Source organism: Micromonospora sp. CPCC 205739, from assembly GCF_036906795.1.
In the GTDB taxonomy this organism is placed as follows: Bacteria; Actinomycetota; Actinomycetes; order Mycobacteriales; family Micromonosporaceae; genus Micromonospora.
In genome coordinates this window covers 162,823-178,977 of record NZ_JBAKHS010000011.1, presented here as the reverse complement: position 1 = coordinate 178,977, position 16,155 = coordinate 162,823, and the positions used below count along the sequence as shown (strand labels likewise).

The following is a 16,155-nucleotide window of genomic DNA, read 5'->3' as shown; positions in this document are numbered from 1 at the left end:
TACCTCCTTGGTGGTGATGGGGGGAAGGGGTCAGCCCTTGACCGCGCCGGCGAGCGACCCGGACGAGAGCCGGCGTTGCATGAACGCGAAGAAGATCAGGCTGGGCAGGGTGGCCAGCAGCGAACCGGCGGCCAGCGGCCCGAGTCGAGCGGTGCCCTCGATGCCGACGAAGCGGGCCAGCGCGACCGGCAGGGTCGCCAGCTCGGGCGTCTTGATCAGGACGAGGGCGAAGAAGAACTCGTTCCAGGCCGAGATGAACGAGAACAGGGCGGTGGCCACCAGACCGGGGGCGAGCAGCGGGAACACCACCCGACGCAGGATGTGCAGCCGGCTGGCGCCGTCGACGGAGGCGGCCTCCTCCAGGTCGCGGGGGATGTTGCGGACGAAGCCCTGCAGCATCCACAGCGCGAACGGCAGCGCCCACACCACGTAGATCAGCACCAGGCCGGCGTGGGTGTTGGCCAGGCCGACCTTCCGCAGTACCAGGAAGATCGGGATGATCAGCAGCACGAACGGGAACAGCTGGGACAGCAGCACCCAGCCCAGGGCCGCGGTGCCGAGCTTGGAACGGAACCGGGCCAGGGCGTACGACGCGGGCAGCGCGACCAGCACGGTGAGCACCGCCGAGGCGAGCGAGACCTGGAGGCTGTTCAGCGCGGCCCGGCCCAGCTCCTGCTCGGTGAAGGCCTGCACGAAGTTCTGCACGGTCGGGTTGGTGGGGATCAGCGTCGGGTGCAGCTGCACCAGTTCCCGCGGCGGCTTGAACGCCGTGGAGACCAGCCAGACCAACGGGAACCCGAGAAAGATGAGGTAGCCGGTCAGCGCGACGTACTGCAACGCCCGCCCGGTACGGCTCGGTTTTCCGAACATGTCAGTTCGCCTCCCTCAGTCGGCGACGCAGGTACACGGCGAGCAGCGCGACGATGATCACGACCATCACGTTGCCGAGCGCGGCGGCGTAGCCGTAGTTGCCGTAGCGGAACGCCTCCTCGTAGGCGAAGAGCATCGGCAGCATCGTCTTGCCGCCCGGTCCGCCGGCGGTGAGCACGTAGACCAGCCCGAACGAGTTGAAGTTCCAGATGAAGTCCAGCGAGGTGATCGCCACGATCACCGGCGCGAGCGCGGGAAGCGTGATGTGCCGGAACCGGTGCCAGGTGCCGGCGCCGTCCACCGCGGCCGCCTCGTGCAGCTCACGGGCCACGCCCTGCAGACCCGCCAGGAGTACGACGGTGGTCTGCGGCATGCCCGCCCACACCCCGACGATGATCACCGCGGGCAGGGCGGTGCCGAAGTCGCCGAGCCAGTTGGTCCGCAGCCCGTCGGCACCGATCCGGTGGAAGAACTCGTTCAGCAGGCCGGCGTCCGGATGGTAGACCAGCTTCCAGAGGATGCCGACCACCACCGGCGGCATGGCCCATGGGACCACGGCGAGCACCCGCGCCAGGCCGCGGAAGCGCAACCGCTGGTTGAGCAGCAGCGCCAGTCCGAGGGCGAGCACGAACTGCAGGACGGTCACCCCGAACGCCCAGAGCAGGCCAACCTTGAACGAGTTCCAGAACAGTTCGTCGCCCAGGAGTTCGCGGTAGTTCTCCAACCCGGTGAACGTCACCTCGGCGTTGCGCCCGGCCCGGGCGTCGGTGAAGCCCAGGTACATGCCGCGTACCAGGGGGAAGACCGACAGCGCCACGATCGGCAGCAACGACGGCAGCAACAGCAGGTAGATGGTCGTCCGGTCGGAGCGGGACCGGTTACGGCGCCGGGCCGACCCGGCCCGGTCGACGTCCGGCCGCTCGGCCACTGTCGTCATGACGGCACCTCTTCGGTCCGGGGGCGGGGGGTGGGCACGGCCGCGCCGCTGGAGGCGCGGACGGCGAGGCTCGGCGGCACCTGCTCACGGCGAGGCGGCAGGGCCGGGTCGGCGATTCGCTGCAGCAGCAACTCGGCGGCACGGCGACCGCGCTCGGCCGAGCCGAGGGAGACGCTGGACAGCTGCGGGAACATCATCTGGGCCAGCTCGGTGTCGTCCATGCCGACCACGGCCACGTCCTCGGGCACCCGGCGGCCGGCCGCCAGCAGCGCGTGCAGCGCGCCGACCGCGATCAGGTCGTTGGCGCAGACCAGGGCGTCCGGGCGGGCCCGGGCGAGCAACCGCTCGGCGGCGGCACGGCCGGCCGAGTACTGGAAGTCGCCGACCTCGACCAGCCGCTCGTCGAGGACGATGCCGTGGCCGGCGAGGGCGCTGCGGAATCCGGCGTCGCGGGCGGCGCCGGGGACGGTGTCGAGCGGCCCGTTGACGAAGCCGATCCGGCGTCGGCCGGTGGCGACCAGGTGGTCCACCGCCAACGCCACCCCCTGCCGGGAGTCGGTCCGTACGTTGTCGACCGGCGCGTCCGCACCGAGCTGACCGACCACGACCACCGGCACCGGGCTCTGCACCACCGCGGCGAGGTGGTCGTCGGTGACCCGGATCGGCGAGACGATCATCCCGTCGACATAGCGGTTGGCCAGCCGCCGCAGCAGGCTGGTCTCGTTGGCGATCTGCCCGCCGGTGGCGTGCACCAGCAGCTGCCGCCCGGACGCGGCCACCACCGCCTCGATGGCCCGCATCATCGACACGTACACCGGGTTGCCGATGTCCTCGACGGCGAGCGCGACCAGTCCGGTGCGCTGGGACTGCAGCGAGCGGGCGATGGCGTTGGGGACGTACCCGACCTCGGCCGCCGCCGCACGTACCTTGCGGATGGTCTCCTCGCTGCCGCCGATGCCGTTGAGCACGCGGGAGGCGGAGGCGATGGAGACACCGGCGCGAGCGGCGACGGTGTGGACGGTGGGTCGACCGTCGGTCGACTCATGTAAACGTTTACGACCCACGCCCGCACCTCCACCTGATTTCTTGTAAACGTTTCCGGGAGTCTGCGCCGTGATCGGCGGGGAGGTCAAGGGGTCGTTACGGAAACGTTTCCATCCGCGTCGCCGAATCCCCCACCGCAGGTCGGCGGCGGGTCGTCGCGGCCGGCGTCAGCGTCGGCGGTCGCGCTCCTGGCGCAGCCGCTCGTCGAGCCAGCCGGAGGGCCGCATCGCCGCCGCCGGTCGGCGGCGGCACGGCCGACCGATTCTTCGGAGCGGGCGGAGGCAACATTCAAGCATTGACGTACGTCTCTATCGGGTGTCTCATGGCGGATACCTACCGGTAACCCCGCACCCGGAGGTTCCCATGCGCCCCCGTCCCCCGCGTCGCCTCGCTCGGCTGATGCCCCTGGTGCTGCTGCTCGCCGCCGGCGTCATCGCCGCCCCACCCGCCCACGCGGCCGGACCGGCCGGCTGTGACCCGGCCGGCTGCCTGCTGCCCTTCCCCAGCGACGTGCACACCGTCGCCGACCCCCGCACCGACACCGGCATCCGGCTCAACCTCGACCGGGCCGACATGCCGGCGAACATCCTCGGCACCCGGATCAACCCCTGGGAGTGGAACCGCAGCGACGGCTTCTCCCCCGGATCCGCCCTGCTCGCCCACGTCCCGGGGCTCGACGCCGCGTCGACCGGCCTTGCCCCGGCCACCGACATCGGCCGCTCGCTCGCCGCCGACGCCCCGATCGTGCTGATCGACACCCGGACCGGGGCGCGGCAGCCGTACTGGGCCGAGCTGGACGCCACCGCCGCCGACCGCCCCGACCGGCAAGCACTGATCATCCGGCCCGCCCGGAACCTCAACGAGAACACCCGGTACGCCGTCGGGCTGCGCCGGCTGCGCACCGCCACCGGCGCCCCGGTCGCCGCGTCGGAGACCTTCACGGTCCTGCGCGCCCCCACGCCCCCGGCCGACCCGGCCCTGCATCGCCGCTGGGAGTACGCGCAACGCGCCCTCGGCTCCCTCGCGTCGGCCGGCGTCGACATCAGCGAGCTGCACCTCGCCTGGGACTTCACCGTCGCCAGCCGACGCGGGCTGACCGGGCGGATCACCCACATGCGCGACGAGGCGTTCCGCCGGCTCGGCATCTTCGCTCCGGCGGTCACCATCGACGCGGTCACCGACCGGCCCGCCGAGACCGACCCGTACATCCGGCGGCAGATCGAGGGAACCGTGCTGGTGCCCAGCTACCTGAACAACCCGCTCGGCCCGCCCGGCTCCTGGCTGAACACCGGCGACGACGGACTGCCCGAGCAGGAGGGCGTGAACACCCAGTTGGCGAAGTTCCACTGCAACATCCCCCGCTCTGCGAGCGCCGCGACGCCGGCCAGGCCGGCGCTCTACGGGCACGGCCTGCTCGGCTCGCCGCTCGAGATCGACCAGTCCCGGCTCAAGCAGTACGCGAACGAGTCGAACACCATGCTCTGCGCCACCGCCTGGATCGGCATGGCCACCGAGGACGTCCCCAACGTCATCTACTCGCTCGGTGACTTCTCGCAGTTCCCGTCGATCCCGGACCGCACCCAGCAGGGCTTCCTGAACTTCCTGTTCCTCGGCCGGGCGCTCACCCACTCCTGGGGCGGGCTCAGCACCCGCTCCGCGTTCCGCGACGGTGGCTCGCTGTTCCGCGCCGGCTCCGGTCAGCTCGTCTACCTCGGCAACAGCCAGGGCGGCATCCTGGGCGGGGCACTCTGCGCCGTCGCCACCGACCTCACCCGCTGCTCCCTGGGCGTACCCGGGGCCAACTACTCCACCCTGCTGAACCGCAGCGTGGACTTCGACCAGTTCCTTCCGGTCTTCGGCACCGCGTACCCCGACCCGCTGGATCGGCAGCTCATCCTCGGGCTCGCACAGCTGCTCTGGGATCGGGGGGAGGCGAACGGCTACCTCGCCCACCTGACCCGTGACCCGCTGCCCAACACTCCGGCGAAGCGGGTGATCCTCGTCGAGGCGTTCGGCGACCACCAGGTGGCCAACGTCGCGACGGAGGTGATGGCGCGCAGCATCGGCGCGCGGTTGCGTACCCCGGCACTGGCCGCCGGACGCAGCGCGGACGCCGTGCCGTTCTGGGACATCCCGGCCGCACCCACCCTGCCCTACGCCGGCAGCGCGCTGGTGGTGGTGGACAGCGGTTCGCCGGCGCCGCCGGCGGGCAACGTCCCGCCCCGCGCCGGCCTCGACCCGCACGGCCATCCGGCCAACTCGCCGGCGATCCGGGCCATGATCGCCCGGTTCCTCGCCACCGGGGAACTCGTGGACACCTGCGCGGGGCTGCCCTGCACCGCAGCGCCATAGTCAGCTTCTCTAGTCGGTCAGGGATGAGGGGGTAGTCGCCTCGAAGGCCGGGCTTCGGCAGGCGGGTCTCGTGGTCGACATCAGGGACCGGCCCCCTCCTTCCCGGCCGGCTGGGCATGAATTGTTGACCGTCGATGTGCATTTCTGATACAAAATGTTCATCCGTGTGGCAGAACTCCCCGGTCGGCGTCCGAGGTGCTGCCCCTCTCCTTTAGGAGATGGCAATGCATCGATCCCGCTGCCGGCGCCTGCTCGCGTCCGCGCTGACCGTCCTGACCACCGCGGCGCTCGTCGTCGCCCTGCCCGCCACGCCCGCCTCGGCGGCGCCCGGCAGCCCCGCCCAGACCCCGCCGATGGGCTGGAACTCCTGGAACACGTTCGGCTGCGACATCGACGAGGGCCTGATTCGCGGCATGGCCGACGCCCTTGTCTCGTCCGGCATGCGCGACGCCGGCTACTCGTACGTCGTGATCGACGACTGCTGGTTCGACCCGCAGCGCGACGCCCAGGGCAACCTCCGTGCGAACCCCGACCGCTTCCCCAGCGGGATGAAGGCGCTGGGTGACTACCTGCACGGCAAGGGCCTGAAGTTCGGCATCTACCAGGTGCCCACCGCCCGTACGTGCGCCCAGCGCGGCGGCAGCTATCCCGGCTCCACCGGCAGCCTCGGCCACGAGCGTCAGGACGCCGCCACGTTCGCAGCGTGGGGCGTGGACTACCTGAAGTACGACTGGTGCTCTCCCGACGGCAGCCGCGACGAGCAGGTGGCCGCCTTCAGCCTGATGCGGGACGCGCTGCGGGCCACCGGGCGCGACATCGTCTACAGCATCAATCCCAACAGCTACCACGCGGTGACCGGCACCACCTACAACTGGGGTGCGGTGGCGGACCTGTGGCGCACGACGGAGGACATCAAGCCGTACTGGGACACCGGCAACGTCAACTCGTACCCCATGGGCGTCGTCAACATCGTCGACGAGACGCTGCCGCTGGCCAGCCAGGCCGGCCCCGGCCATTGGAACGACCCGGACATGCTCGAGGTCGGCGTCGGTGGCCTGACCCCGACCGAGTACCGGGCGCACTTCGCGCTCTGGGCGATGATGGCCGCGCCACTGATGGCCGGCAACGACATCCGGTCGATGTCGGCCGACGTCAGCGCCGTCCTGCGCAACAGCGACCTGATCGCTGTCAACCAGGACCCGGCCGGCAACGGCGGGCGCCGGGTACGCGACGACGGCGCGACGGAGGTGATCGCCAAGGCGCTGGCCGACGGGTCGGTTGCCGTGGCCCTGTTCAACCGGGGCGGTGCGAGCACCCGGATCTCCACCACGACCACCGAGGTCGGCCTGCTCGGCGCCGGCCCGTTCACCGTCCGGAACCTGTGGACCGGCGCGACGTCGTCGAGCACCGGGACGCTCGCCGCCGACGTGCCCGCGCACGGCGTGGCGGTCTTCCGGGTCCGGGGCGGGACCCCGGCCACCCTGACCACCTCGACCATCGTCGGTGCCGGCTCGGCGCGCTGCCTCGACGTCAACGGCGCCGCGCGGACCAACGGCACCGCCACGATCATTTACGACTGCCAGCGGTCGGCCAACCAGCTGTGGACCAGCACCCCCGCCGGGGAGCTGCGGGTCTACGGCGACAAGTGTCTCGACGCGTACGACCAGGGGGTCACGGCCGGCACGGCGGTCATCATCTGGCCGTGCAACGGGCAGCGCAACCAGCGGTGGACCTGGCGGGCCGACGGCACGGTGGTCGGCGAGCAGTCCGGGCTCTGCCTTGACGTCGCCGGGGCGGCGACGGCCAACACCGCCCGGGTGCTGCTCTGGACCTGCCATGGCGCCGCCAACCAACGGTGGTCGCGCGGCTGACGCACGCCGGGGGCGTCCCGCTCGCCGTGGTCGCGGCGAGCGGACGCTCACCCCCGGCGCTGATTCGAGCGGCAGCCGCGGAGCACATGCTCCGCGGCTGCCGCTCGAATCCTGAATCTGCCGCCCAGAACGAGAGGCGATGTCGTGGGTGGGGCCGCGGAGCAGTCGCGGCTGTCATCCACCCAAAAGGTCGTTCCCGCTCAGACCGCAGCGGGCTCGGGCACCCGTCGGTCCGCGCCGCGGGACAGCCGGGGCGCGATGAACCGGTCCAGGCTGAAACGTCCTGCCCCGACCGCGGCGAGCAGGAGAGCCGTTACGCCGAGCGCGAGCACAAGCTCGAACCCGTTGGCGGCCACGAAGACCCCGTTGCTGATGTGGACGAGCAGGAAGGCACCGAGCATGTTGAGCGCGAGGAGCATTCCGGCCACGGGTACCGCGAGGCCGAGCACCAGGGCGAGACCACCAACGAGTTCCACAAGCGCCGCAAACCAGGCGCTCGCCGTCGGGAGCGGGACACCCAGCTGGTCGAATCCCGCAGCGGTGCCGTCGAGGCCCCATTCGGTGAGCTTCTGCCATCCATGAGCGATGAAGATGACACCGACGGCGACCCGTGCGAAGAGCACGGCCAGGTCACGCAGCGGGACGTTGTTCATGAAGAAACCCTTCTCGACGGGAGGAATCGCGTATCGGCCCAGCGCCCGGACCGGGGCGTGGTGGCGGTGGAGACCCGCGGCACAGCCACAGGCGGGCTAGTGACGCTTCGGCGGGCAATCCTGCCCGGGCCTGCAGCGGCCGGCGTCTGACCAGGCCCCGCTCACCCAAAGTTACCGGGAGTAATTTGACGCGTCAAAATTTGTGTTCTCAATCAACTTTGTCCGCACGACCGGCTCGCCGCTCTCGCCCGGCCGGCACCCCGCCCTTCGAGCGGCGAACCTCCACCCAGATCCATCAGGGCACTACCGTTGCGCGCCCGGCCGCGATCGCGCCGGCAGGTTCGCCAGCCTGTCCCCCACCATCTGGACCCACGTCACCGCGCCGAGGGCCTCCTTTACCTTCGTCCTCCATGACCAGATCTGGGTCAGCCCGGACCTCACCGTCACCGCCGCGCAGGTCATGCGCCGCAGCCAGGTCAGCGGCGACGGATCAGGCCACGAACTCACAACCCCTTTTGCACCGACCGTCGAAAGTTCCGAGATATCTGGACGAAGAATCGACGAACAAGGATGAACTAGATACGCTGCAGGCCAAAGTCACATCGACGACGTACCTGAGGAGATGCCTTGACCCGTCGCACCGGCAGGCCCTCCTACCTACTTCCCCGTTCAGGAGTGCCACGCTCCTCGAAGCGCCGCTTGCCGGGGGTTGTGGCGGCGGTCGGACTGGCGGTGGCCGTGCTCGCCGGCGCTGTCGGCTACAACGCCGGCCAACCCAACGACAGCACCAGAGCTGTTGGCGAGATGCGGGCCGCCGAGGCACGCAGAGACACCCAGCAAATCACGGAGCTGACAGCGATGGCGCGCCGCCTGCGCGACGAGATCTCCCCGATGCTGACCTCCATCAGGACGAAACCTGCGCCCGGTCGTCAGCCGGACGTCGCTCAGGCGCGCCAGTGGCAGCAGGTCGCACGCCGCGCCGCCGGAACCTTTACCGACACACCGTCGGGCACTACCGCCACGAATGTGGCACGTGCAGGTCTTCGCGCTGCTGTCGACCAAGCCGCGCTGGCCGCCGACACCTACCTACTCGCCCTTACCGCTCCTTCTGCTCAACAGGGCGCCCTCACCGAACTCGCCCGCCGTCAGGCCGAGCAGGCCGCCGCGACGTGGTCGGTCGCCGCCACCCAGCTTGACCAGATCAACATCGACGCCGGCCACGGCCACCAGCACGTCTACCTTGACACTGATGCGGGCAGTGGCGCCTTCACCCCTGACGGCTCACCTGAGGGCAACGGCTGATCAATCGAACACGAACACTCGCCCGCCACCGCGGTCGCTGACGCTGTGCTGGCCACGAAAACCTCCCACCGGACGCGCCACCTCCGGTCAGGCGGTGACGGCGGTCGGCACGTTGCGGATGTGCGGACTCATCCGGAAGTCGGGGTCGATCTGCTTGGTGAGGTCGACTCCGGCGCGTTCGTTGGCCCAGGCCGCGGCGTTGCGTCGGTGGAACTCGTGGGCCCACCGGGTGAAGGCCTCCCAGTCCTGGACGGTGCGATCGACGGCATCCGCCAGCTGTCCCAGCACAGCCCGGTTGGCCGCTTCGAGGTCGTCCAGCGGCCCCACCGTGCCCCGTTCGGCCCGTCGCACGTACGTCGAGCGGCTCACCCAGGTGAGAAGGTCCTGGCCGACGTGCTCGCGGAGGAACTCGACATCGGTGACGTCCTCAACCTTGTTACCGACGACGGACAGCGCCACGCCGTAGTCGCGCGCGTATCCGGCGTACTGGCGGTAGACGCCGACGCTGCGCACGGTCGGTTCACAGACCAGGAAGGTACGGTCGAAACGGGTGAACAGCCCTGAGGCGAACGAGTCTGCGCCGGCGGTCATGTCCACCACCACGTACTCGCCCGGCCCGTCGAGCATGTGGTTGAGCAGCAGCTCGACCGCCCCGACCTTGGAGTGGTAGCAGGCGACGCCGAGGTCCTCGGCGGTGAACTCGCCGGTCACCGCCAGCCGCACGCCATTCACGGTCCGGACGCACGACGTGTAGATCGGGTTGTCCTCGACCACACGCAGCAGGCGCGAGCCGGTTCCCGGCGGGGTGGTCTTCACCATCTCGGCGGCGCAGCCGATGCCGGGATTGCCGCCCCGGAGGTATTCCTTAATCAGAGGCAGGTGCTCGCCGAGCGGGCTCGTCGTCGCGGCGGTACCCGCCGGTCCGCCGAGGGCCGCTGCGAGGTGTTGGTTGATGTCGGCGTCGATGGTCAGCACCGGCCGCCCCTGCTCGGCGAGGTGGCGGGCGAACAGTGCGGCCAGGGTGGTTTTTCCGCTGCCGCCCTTGCCGACGAACGCGACCTTCACCGCACCAACCTCGCAACGTTAACGGTAATCGTTTCCATGTACGGCACTGTAACCCGTCGTGCTGTCGTCCGGACGCCAAATCGCCGTCGTGTCGTCAGTCGAGCACGTCTGCGGCGATGCGGTGAATCGTGTCGAGCGTACGATCGCGCCCGCCTGCGCCTTCCACCATCAGCAGCAGGTGCCGCACGCCGGGCAGGGCGGCTGCCTCGTCCAACCTGTCCTTGCAGCGGCGGGGCGAGCCGACCGGGTGGATGGTGATGAGTCGTTCCACATAGGCGGCCAGGTCTCGTCGTCCCGCCGGTGCACCGTCCAGGCGTACGTACTCACCGGTGCCGGCCAGCAGAGCCGGGAGTCCGGCACGGACGGCGTCGGCCGCGCGTCCGTCGTCGTCCTCGACGTGTGCCAGGTGGGCGCTGGCGTGGCCGACACGGTGGGCGTCGTGGCCGTGCGCGGCGGCCACCCGCGCGTAACGGTCGAGCAGGCTCGCTTTCTCGGCGAGGTCGGCGTGCAGGCCGAGCAGCAGCGGCATGCCGTGCCGCGCCGCGAGGTCCACCGTCGGCGGCGAGGTCGCCGCGACCCACACCGGTATCCGCCGGGTGGGCCGCGGCACCACCGGCACCGGCCGGAAGGGGAATCGATGGTTGCCGGCCACGGTCGGTGCGCCGGACAGCCACCGGCCCAGAAGCTCCAGTGCGTCGTGGAAGCCGTTGTCGAAGCGGTCCAGGCCGGTGCCGAACACCTCCAGGTCCACCCACGGGCCGCCCCGGCCGACACCGAGCCGGAACCGGCCGCCGGACAACTCGTCGAGCAGCGCGGCCTCCTCACCGAGGGCGACGGGGTGGCGGTTCGACAGGATGCAGGCGGCGGTGCCGACCGTGATGCTCCGGGTGGCGCCGAGCAGGTGCGCGGCGAAGGTGATCACCGAGGGACACACGCCGTAGGAGATGAAGTGGTGCTCGGCGATCCAGACTCCGGCGTACCCGGCGGCTTCCGCGGCGCGGCCGTACCGGTGGGCGTCGGCGATAGCCGTGGCATGAGTTGCGCCCAGCCGGTGCCCGGCGAGCAGGAACAGATGGACGTCCGTGTCCGGGCCTGCTCGCCGGGCGGTGACCGGGTCAGCAGTCACGCAGCTCGGGAGACTGGTTGAGCAGTTGACCACGGACGGACACGAAGCGGCGGTAGGTGTCGGAGTCGACGGCGGAGAGGCGGAACGCCGCGACGCGGTGGCAGTTCTGGAAGGCCAGCTTGACGCCGAAGTGGCGCTCGAGGCCGGCCCGGATGGCGTCGCTGGCCAGGGCGCGCAGGAGCTGACCCCGCTCGGCCTCGCTCGGCGGTGGGATGACGTTGTCGGCGAACTCGGCGTCGGACGACTCCAGGTCCGCCGCCACGCGGCCGACGACCTGCCAGGCGTACGGCAGCGAATCGCGGATGCAGGACACGAAGGCCTCGTCGTCGACGGGGCCCGACTCGGCGGCCTGCAACAGGCTCGGCGGCACGGTGAGAGACATGCTCCTCCTCATAGACGGCAACGATCACGGTTGTCGTTAGCGTTGCGCCATGAGCACACCACGCACGCTCAGTGGCGTCAATGGCACAGCCCGTGTTCGATTGAGACCGGGAAGGCTTACCCGCGGTGCACCGTGGGCCTATCGGGTGGTGCAGTCCGCGCACGTCCCCGTGATCTCGAGCGTGTGGTCGACGGCGGTGAAGCCGTGCTGGGCCGCTGTCCGGCTCGCCCATGACTCCACGGCGGGGCCGACGATCTCCACCGTACGGCCGCAGTGCCGGCAGACGAGGTGGTGATGGTGGCTGCGGCTGCACCGGCGGAACATCTGCTCACCCGACGGCAGGCGCATCATGTCGACCTCACCGGCGTCCACGAGAGCCTGCAGGGTGCGGTAGACGGTGGTGAGACCGACCGCGGCGCCCCGGTCGCGCAGCTGGGCGTGCAGGCCTTGCGCGCTGCGGAACTCGTCGGACTCCTCGAGCAGCGTGATGACCTCGGCGCGCTGCCGGGTGTTGCGAGCAGCGCCGGGGATCGACTTCACCACCGGACCCCTCTCGTCGACGGTGCGCCGCGCGGTCACGGCAGCAACGGGGACGGTCCGCCGGGTCGAACTGTCCCTGTTGTACTGCGGCTCGTCGCGGCGTTCATGGTAGCGGCAGCGCCGGTCGGGCCGGGCGAGCTGTCGTGGCGGTCGACGGTCGGCCCGCTCCCCCGCTCTACCGCACCGCCACGGCCACACGCCAGAAACGGGTATGCCTGCAGCCACCCCGACGAACGGCGCACTTCAATACACTCATCCGCACCAGCAGCCCGGAAGGCGCCCGGAGCGGGCCATGCTGTCAATCGCTGACACTGAGAAGACTGAAACGGAGTCGGTGTGACCGCACCCGAGCGCATCGCCCCAACAGGTGAAGAGCCGCCCGGCGGGTTTCCCGCCAGCCCCGATGCGCCGCACGAGCCGCCACACTCTCGCGGTGCTGCCGTCCGGGCAGCGATCGCCGACCGGATCAGCAGCGTCGAGGTGCTCGCCGCGCTGCTGATCCTCCTGATCGTTCTGCGGGACCCGCTCGCCGGCCTGTTGTCCGCGCCGTCCCTGACGACCTGGACGACGGTCTTCGTCTCGGTGATGGTGCAGGCGGTCCCGTTCCTGGTGTTCGGCGTGCTGCTGTCGGCCGTGATCGCGGTTTTCGTACCGCGGTCCTTCTGGGCGCGTGCCCTGCCGAAGCATCCGGCCCTCGCCGTGCCGGTGGCCGGCGCCGCCGGTGTCGTCCTGCCCGGATGTGAGTGCGGTGCCGTACCGATCGCCGGGTCCCTGATCCGCCGTGGCGTCACCCCCGCGGCGGCGCTGGCGTTCCTGCTCGCCGCACCGGCGATCAACCCGATCGTGCTCGTCGCCACCGCGGTCGCCTTCCCCAACAACCCCGAGATGGTCCCCGCCCGCGCCGTCGCGAGTCTCGTCGTCGCCGTGGTGATGGGCTGGCTGTGGCTACGCCTGGGACGCGCGGACTGGATCCGGCTACCACGCCGCCCCGAGCTCGACGGCCTTCGACGGGGTGAGGCGTTCTGGTCCGCCGTCCGGCACGACGTGGTGCACGCCGGTGGCTTCCTCGTCGTCGGCGCAATGGCCGCGGCCAGCATCAACGTCCTGGTTCCGGAACGGTGGCTGCAGACCCTCGCCGACCATCAGGTGCTCTCCGTGCTGGCGCTTGCCGTGCTGGCCGTCCTGCTGTCCATCTGTTCGGAGGCAGACGCGTTCGTCGCCGCCTCGCTGTCGCAGTTCTCCCTCACCTCCCGGCTCGCCTTCCTCGTGGTGGGTCCCATGGTCGACCTCAAGCTCATCTCCATGCAGGCCGGAGTCTTCGGCCGCCGCTTCGCCGCCCGGTTCGCACCCGCCACGTTCACGGTCGCGGTCACGGTCGCCGTCGTCACCGGGGCGGTGCTGCTGTGAACCGCCAAGCCCAGGCCTGCATCATGATCCTCCTCGGCGGCGCGGTCCTGCGGGCCAGCCTCACCGACCTGTATCTGCGCTACGTCAAGGAAGAGCTTCGCCCCTTCCTCATCGGCGCCAGCCTGCTGCTGGTCGTCACCGCCGTGATGACCCTCTGGTACGAACTACGACCGGCAGCCGCCGCCGCACCCGGCGCAGCGAACGCGCAACAGCCACCCGCCCCGGCCCATCCTGACGGCACGGTGAGCCTGCCTGCGGCCATCGCGCCCGAGCACGACGACCATGGACACCACGACCATCACGGACCGCGCGTGGCCTGGCTGCTCCTCCTGCCCGTCCTCGGGCTTCTCCTGGTCGCCCCGCCCGCGCTCGGCTCGTACGCCGCCGGCCAAGCCGGCACCGCGCTCAGCGCCGAGCAGGACTACGACTATTCCCCGCTGCCCGCCGGTGATCCGGCGCCGATCTCGGTCATCGACTATGCCGCCCTGGCCCTGTTCGACAAGGGCCGGTCGCTTGATGGCCGTCGCGTCCAGCTGACCGGCTTCATCACTTCCGGCGCCGGCGGCGAGCCGATCCTCGCCCGGATGATCATGTCGTGCTGCGCGGCGGACGGCCGACCGGTCAAGGTCGGCATGACCGGCGATGCGCCCACCGGCCTGGCCGACGACACCTGGATCGAGGTCACCGGCCGATACACCGACCGCCTCGGCCGCGATCCGGTCAACGACGAGGAGATCCCCTTCCTCAATGTCGAGTCCTGGCGGCAGGTAAACCCGCCTGCCAACCCCTACGGATAGCCCGGTCGAGGCCGCCTGCGCCTCGACCGGCGCCAGGCCTGGAACATCCCGTCCGCCGGATCTCAAGTATCGATGTCCGGCGATTGCAACGCCTCAACGTCGGGTGGCGGCAACCGGTGATGAGCGGCGAAGTGACAAGCCCAGTTCGGGTGCTCGGTCATCTCCGGGAAGCACAACTGGCTCGGCGGCGATCGGGTGAAGTCGCGGTTGACCAGATCGCTGGTGGTGGGGGTCGCGACCGCGACCGTGGGTGCGCGAGGTCGGGGGCCCGAGAAAAGTCGCTGGCCAGTCAACCTTCGGGCTGCACCCGTCGTCCTTGGTGGGGACGGAAGGAGATCGGGTGCGGCGGAAGAAACGCTTCGACGGGTTGGACGTCCTCGTCGCCGAACGCGGCGGTGCCCTCCTCGCGACGGCGGTACTGCTGACCGGCAGCCGGGTCGCTGGGGAGGACCTGTTGCAGGTGGCGCTGGAGCGGCTGATGCGCAACTGGAGCCGGGTACAGGGCGACAAGGAGGGGTACCTGCGTCGCACGCTGTACCACCTTGCGGTTGACCGGTGGCGGCTCCGCAGGCGCCGGCCGGAGGTGTTGGCCGAGATTGAGCCGCCGGGCCAGGCGGATGGTACCGAGGCGCTGCACCTTCGGCAGGCACTCATCCAGGCGCTGGCCCTGCTGCCGCCGCGGCAGCGGGCCGTGCTGGTGCTCCGCTACTGGGAGCAGTTCAGCGAATCCGAAGCCGCCGAGATGCTCGGCTGCTCGGTCGGCACCGTCAAGTCGACCGCCTCCCGGGGGCTCGCCCGGCTACGCGAGCTCACGGCCGCCTGGGCGCTCGAAGGCGCAGGAATGAACGGAGTAGGTAGATGACCACCGACCTGGAAGAACAGCTGACCGTCGGGATGCGGGATGAGGTCGCCGGCTTGACGTTCACCCGTGACGTACTGGGGGAGGCCGCTCGACGGCACCGGCGGCGCACCGCCTTGCACCGCACCGCGTTCGCCGCCGGCGTCGTCGGCATGGTCGGGGCGCTGGCCGCGGCCATGACGGTGAGCACAGGCGGCGCGGCAGTCTCGCCCGGGCCGGTTGCCGAGCGGCCCACGGCGACGACGGCCGACACGCCGCAGCTACGTCTTGCCGCAGCTGCCGCGGCCAGCGAGAACATCAGTTACCGGGTGAAGGTCACGACAACCGTGAAGGACAAGCTCCCGCCGAAGGATGAACTCCCCGAGCCGGTGAGCGCGAGTTGGGTCACGGAAGGAGCGTTCGATCCGGCGACGGCCACCGGGTACCTGGACTCGCCGTACACGGGTCTGCGTCCCGTGGTCGCCGCGGGTTTCGAACATGAGCGGCTGGTCAACGGCGTCCGGTACATCGGCGGCCGGGACGGCTCCGCGCCCGACAACGGTAAGATCGTTTGGAGTCGATACCCGGGCCGCCAGGACAACCTGGACTACGACCTCGCGTTGCGCGGTGGCCTGACCGCTTCGGCGAATCCCCAGGAGCTGTTCGGTGCCCTGCGGCGGGCCGGGGCCAAGGTCACCGAGACCCGCGGTGGCGCCTACCACTTCGAGGTCGAGGTGAAGGACGATCCCTCGCGGGGCGTCGTCGACCGTCTCGTGGGCGAGGTGACGCTCGGCGCGGACAAGCGGATCGCGAAGGTGGCCTACGACCGTACGGCGTCCGTCACCAGGGGTGAGGTCTACACCTACCACCTGCACGTGGTCACCGAACTGTCCGACTACGGCACGCCAGTGAAGGTCAAACCGCCGGCCCACGCCCATACGTGGCCGTCCAAGTAACCAATTCGGAACGAA

Annotated in this window: 15 protein-coding genes; 7 read left to right on the top strand and 8 right to left on the bottom strand. The window is 70.4% G+C overall.

All coding sequences use genetic code 11. The features are described 5' to 3' along the window. Positions 1-30: 30 nt before the first annotated feature. The 3 genes from V6U88_RS18540 to V6U88_RS18530 are packed head-to-tail and all read right to left on the bottom strand — an operon-like array spanning position 31 to position 2,871. Complete coding sequence (locus V6U88_RS18540; RefSeq protein WP_334454628.1) at positions 31-870, bottom strand: carbohydrate ABC transporter permease; 840 nt, start codon at positions 868-870, stop codon at positions 31-33. A 1-nt stretch (position 871) separates the two neighbouring features. Beyond that, positions 872-1,807, bottom strand: coding sequence for a carbohydrate ABC transporter permease (locus V6U88_RS18535; RefSeq protein ID WP_334454626.1), 936 nt, complete (start codon positions 1,805-1,807; stop codon positions 872-874). Further along, positions 1,804-2,871 carry a LacI family DNA-binding transcriptional regulator gene (locus V6U88_RS18530; RefSeq protein WP_334454624.1) on the bottom strand — a complete coding sequence of 356 codons (1,068 nt, stop codon included), beginning with the start codon at positions 2,869-2,871 and terminating at the stop codon, positions 1,804-1,806. Before V6U88_RS18530 ends, V6U88_RS18535 begins: the two co-directional genes overlap by 4 nt. 379 nt (positions 2,872-3,250) lie before the next feature. On the opposite strand from V6U88_RS18530, the gene V6U88_RS18525 reads away from it, so the two are divergent. Both V6U88_RS18525 and V6U88_RS18520 read left to right on the top strand, forming a co-directional pair. After that, positions 3,251-5,203 carry a hypothetical protein gene (locus V6U88_RS18525; RefSeq protein ID WP_334454622.1) on the top strand — a complete coding sequence of 651 codons (1,953 nt, stop codon included), beginning with the start codon at positions 3,251-3,253 and terminating at the stop codon, positions 5,201-5,203. 224 nt (positions 5,204-5,427) lie between these two features. Continuing rightward, positions 5,428-7,074 (top strand): glycoside hydrolase family 27 protein, encoded by a 1,647-nt coding sequence (locus V6U88_RS18520; protein ID WP_334454619.1) that lies wholly within the window; start codon positions 5,428-5,430, stop codon positions 7,072-7,074. A gap of 200 nt (positions 7,075-7,274) precedes the next feature. Here V6U88_RS18520 and V6U88_RS18515 read toward each other — a convergent pair whose 3' ends face one another. Beyond that, positions 7,275-7,727, bottom strand: a complete 453-nt coding sequence (locus tag V6U88_RS18515; RefSeq protein WP_334454618.1) for a DoxX family protein — start codon at positions 7,725-7,727, stop codon at positions 7,275-7,277. A gap of 732 nt (positions 7,728-8,459) precedes the next feature. On the opposite strand from V6U88_RS18515, the gene V6U88_RS18510 reads away from it, so the two are divergent. Next, the gene (locus V6U88_RS18510; protein ID WP_334454616.1) at positions 8,460-9,029 is read left to right on the top strand and encodes a hypothetical protein; all 570 of its coding nucleotides are present in this window, start codon (positions 8,460-8,462) and stop codon (positions 9,027-9,029) included. An 87-nt stretch (positions 9,030-9,116) separates the two neighbouring features. On the opposite strand, the gene V6U88_RS18505 is transcribed toward V6U88_RS18510, so the two are convergent. From V6U88_RS18505 to V6U88_RS18490, 4 genes are all read right to left on the bottom strand, one after another. Next, entirely contained in the window at positions 9,117-10,094 is a 978-nt protein-coding gene (locus V6U88_RS18505) for an ATP-binding protein (RefSeq protein ID WP_334454615.1), read from the bottom strand. A 94-nt stretch (positions 10,095-10,188) separates the two neighbouring features. Further along, positions 10,189-11,220 (bottom strand): LLM class flavin-dependent oxidoreductase, encoded by a 1,032-nt coding sequence (locus tag V6U88_RS18500; protein ID WP_334454613.1) that lies wholly within the window; start codon positions 11,218-11,220, stop codon positions 10,189-10,191. Next, entirely contained in the window at positions 11,210-11,602 is a 393-nt protein-coding gene (locus V6U88_RS18495; protein ID WP_334454611.1) for an SCO5389 family protein, read from the bottom strand. The genes V6U88_RS18500 and V6U88_RS18495 overlap by 11 nt, the downstream gene beginning before the upstream one ends. A 138-nt stretch (positions 11,603-11,740) precedes the next feature. After that, on the bottom strand, positions 11,741-12,181 hold the full coding sequence (locus V6U88_RS18490) for a Fur family transcriptional regulator (protein ID WP_334454610.1): 441 nt from the start codon (positions 12,179-12,181) through the stop codon (positions 11,741-11,743). Positions 12,182-12,478: 297 nt separating this feature from the next. Here V6U88_RS18490 and V6U88_RS18485 point away from each other — a divergent pair, with 297 nt between their 5' ends. From V6U88_RS18485 to V6U88_RS18470, 4 genes are all read left to right on the top strand, one after another. Next, positions 12,479-13,549, top strand: a complete 1,071-nt coding sequence (locus V6U88_RS18485) for a permease (RefSeq protein ID WP_334454608.1) — start codon at positions 12,479-12,481, stop codon at positions 13,547-13,549. Next, entirely contained in the window at positions 13,546-14,346 is an 801-nt protein-coding gene (locus V6U88_RS18480) for a TIGR03943 family putative permease subunit (protein WP_334454607.1), read from the top strand. Before V6U88_RS18485 ends, V6U88_RS18480 begins: the two co-directional genes overlap by 4 nt. Positions 14,347-14,686: 340 nt before the next feature. Beyond that, complete coding sequence (locus tag V6U88_RS18475; RefSeq protein ID WP_334454606.1) at positions 14,687-15,208, top strand: SigE family RNA polymerase sigma factor; 522 nt, start codon at positions 14,687-14,689, stop codon at positions 15,206-15,208. Beyond that, on the top strand, positions 15,205-16,140 hold the full coding sequence (locus V6U88_RS18470; RefSeq protein WP_334454604.1) for a hypothetical protein: 936 nt from the start codon (positions 15,205-15,207) through the stop codon (positions 16,138-16,140). The genes V6U88_RS18475 and V6U88_RS18470 overlap by 4 nt, the downstream gene beginning before the upstream one ends. Positions 16,141-16,155 lie beyond the last annotated feature (15 nt).

Excerpts from the sequence above, each read along its gene's own strand:
- V6U88_RS18540 (WP_334454628.1), bottom strand. The coding sequence starts at position 870 with ATGTTCGGAAAACCGAGCCGTACCGGGCGGGCGTTGCAGTACGTCGCG.
- V6U88_RS18535 (WP_334454626.1), bottom strand. The coding sequence starts at position 1,807 with ATGACGACAGTGGCCGAGCGGCCGGACGTCGACCGGGCCGGGTCGGCC.
- V6U88_RS18525 (WP_334454622.1), top strand. The coding sequence starts at position 3,251 with ATGCCCCTGGTGCTGCTGCTCGCCGCCGGCGTCATCGCCGCCCCACCC.
- V6U88_RS18520 (WP_334454619.1), top strand. The coding sequence starts at position 5,428 with ATGCATCGATCCCGCTGCCGGCGCCTGCTCGCGTCCGCGCTGACCGTC.
- V6U88_RS18515 (WP_334454618.1), bottom strand. The coding sequence starts at position 7,727 with ATGAACAACGTCCCGCTGCGTGACCTGGCCGTGCTCTTCGCACGGGTC.
- V6U88_RS18495 (WP_334454611.1), bottom strand. The coding sequence starts at position 11,602 with ATGTCTCTCACCGTGCCGCCGAGCCTGTTGCAGGCCGCCGAGTCGGGC.
- V6U88_RS18470 (WP_334454604.1), top strand. The coding sequence starts at position 15,205 with ATGACCACCGACCTGGAAGAACAGCTGACCGTCGGGATGCGGGATGAG.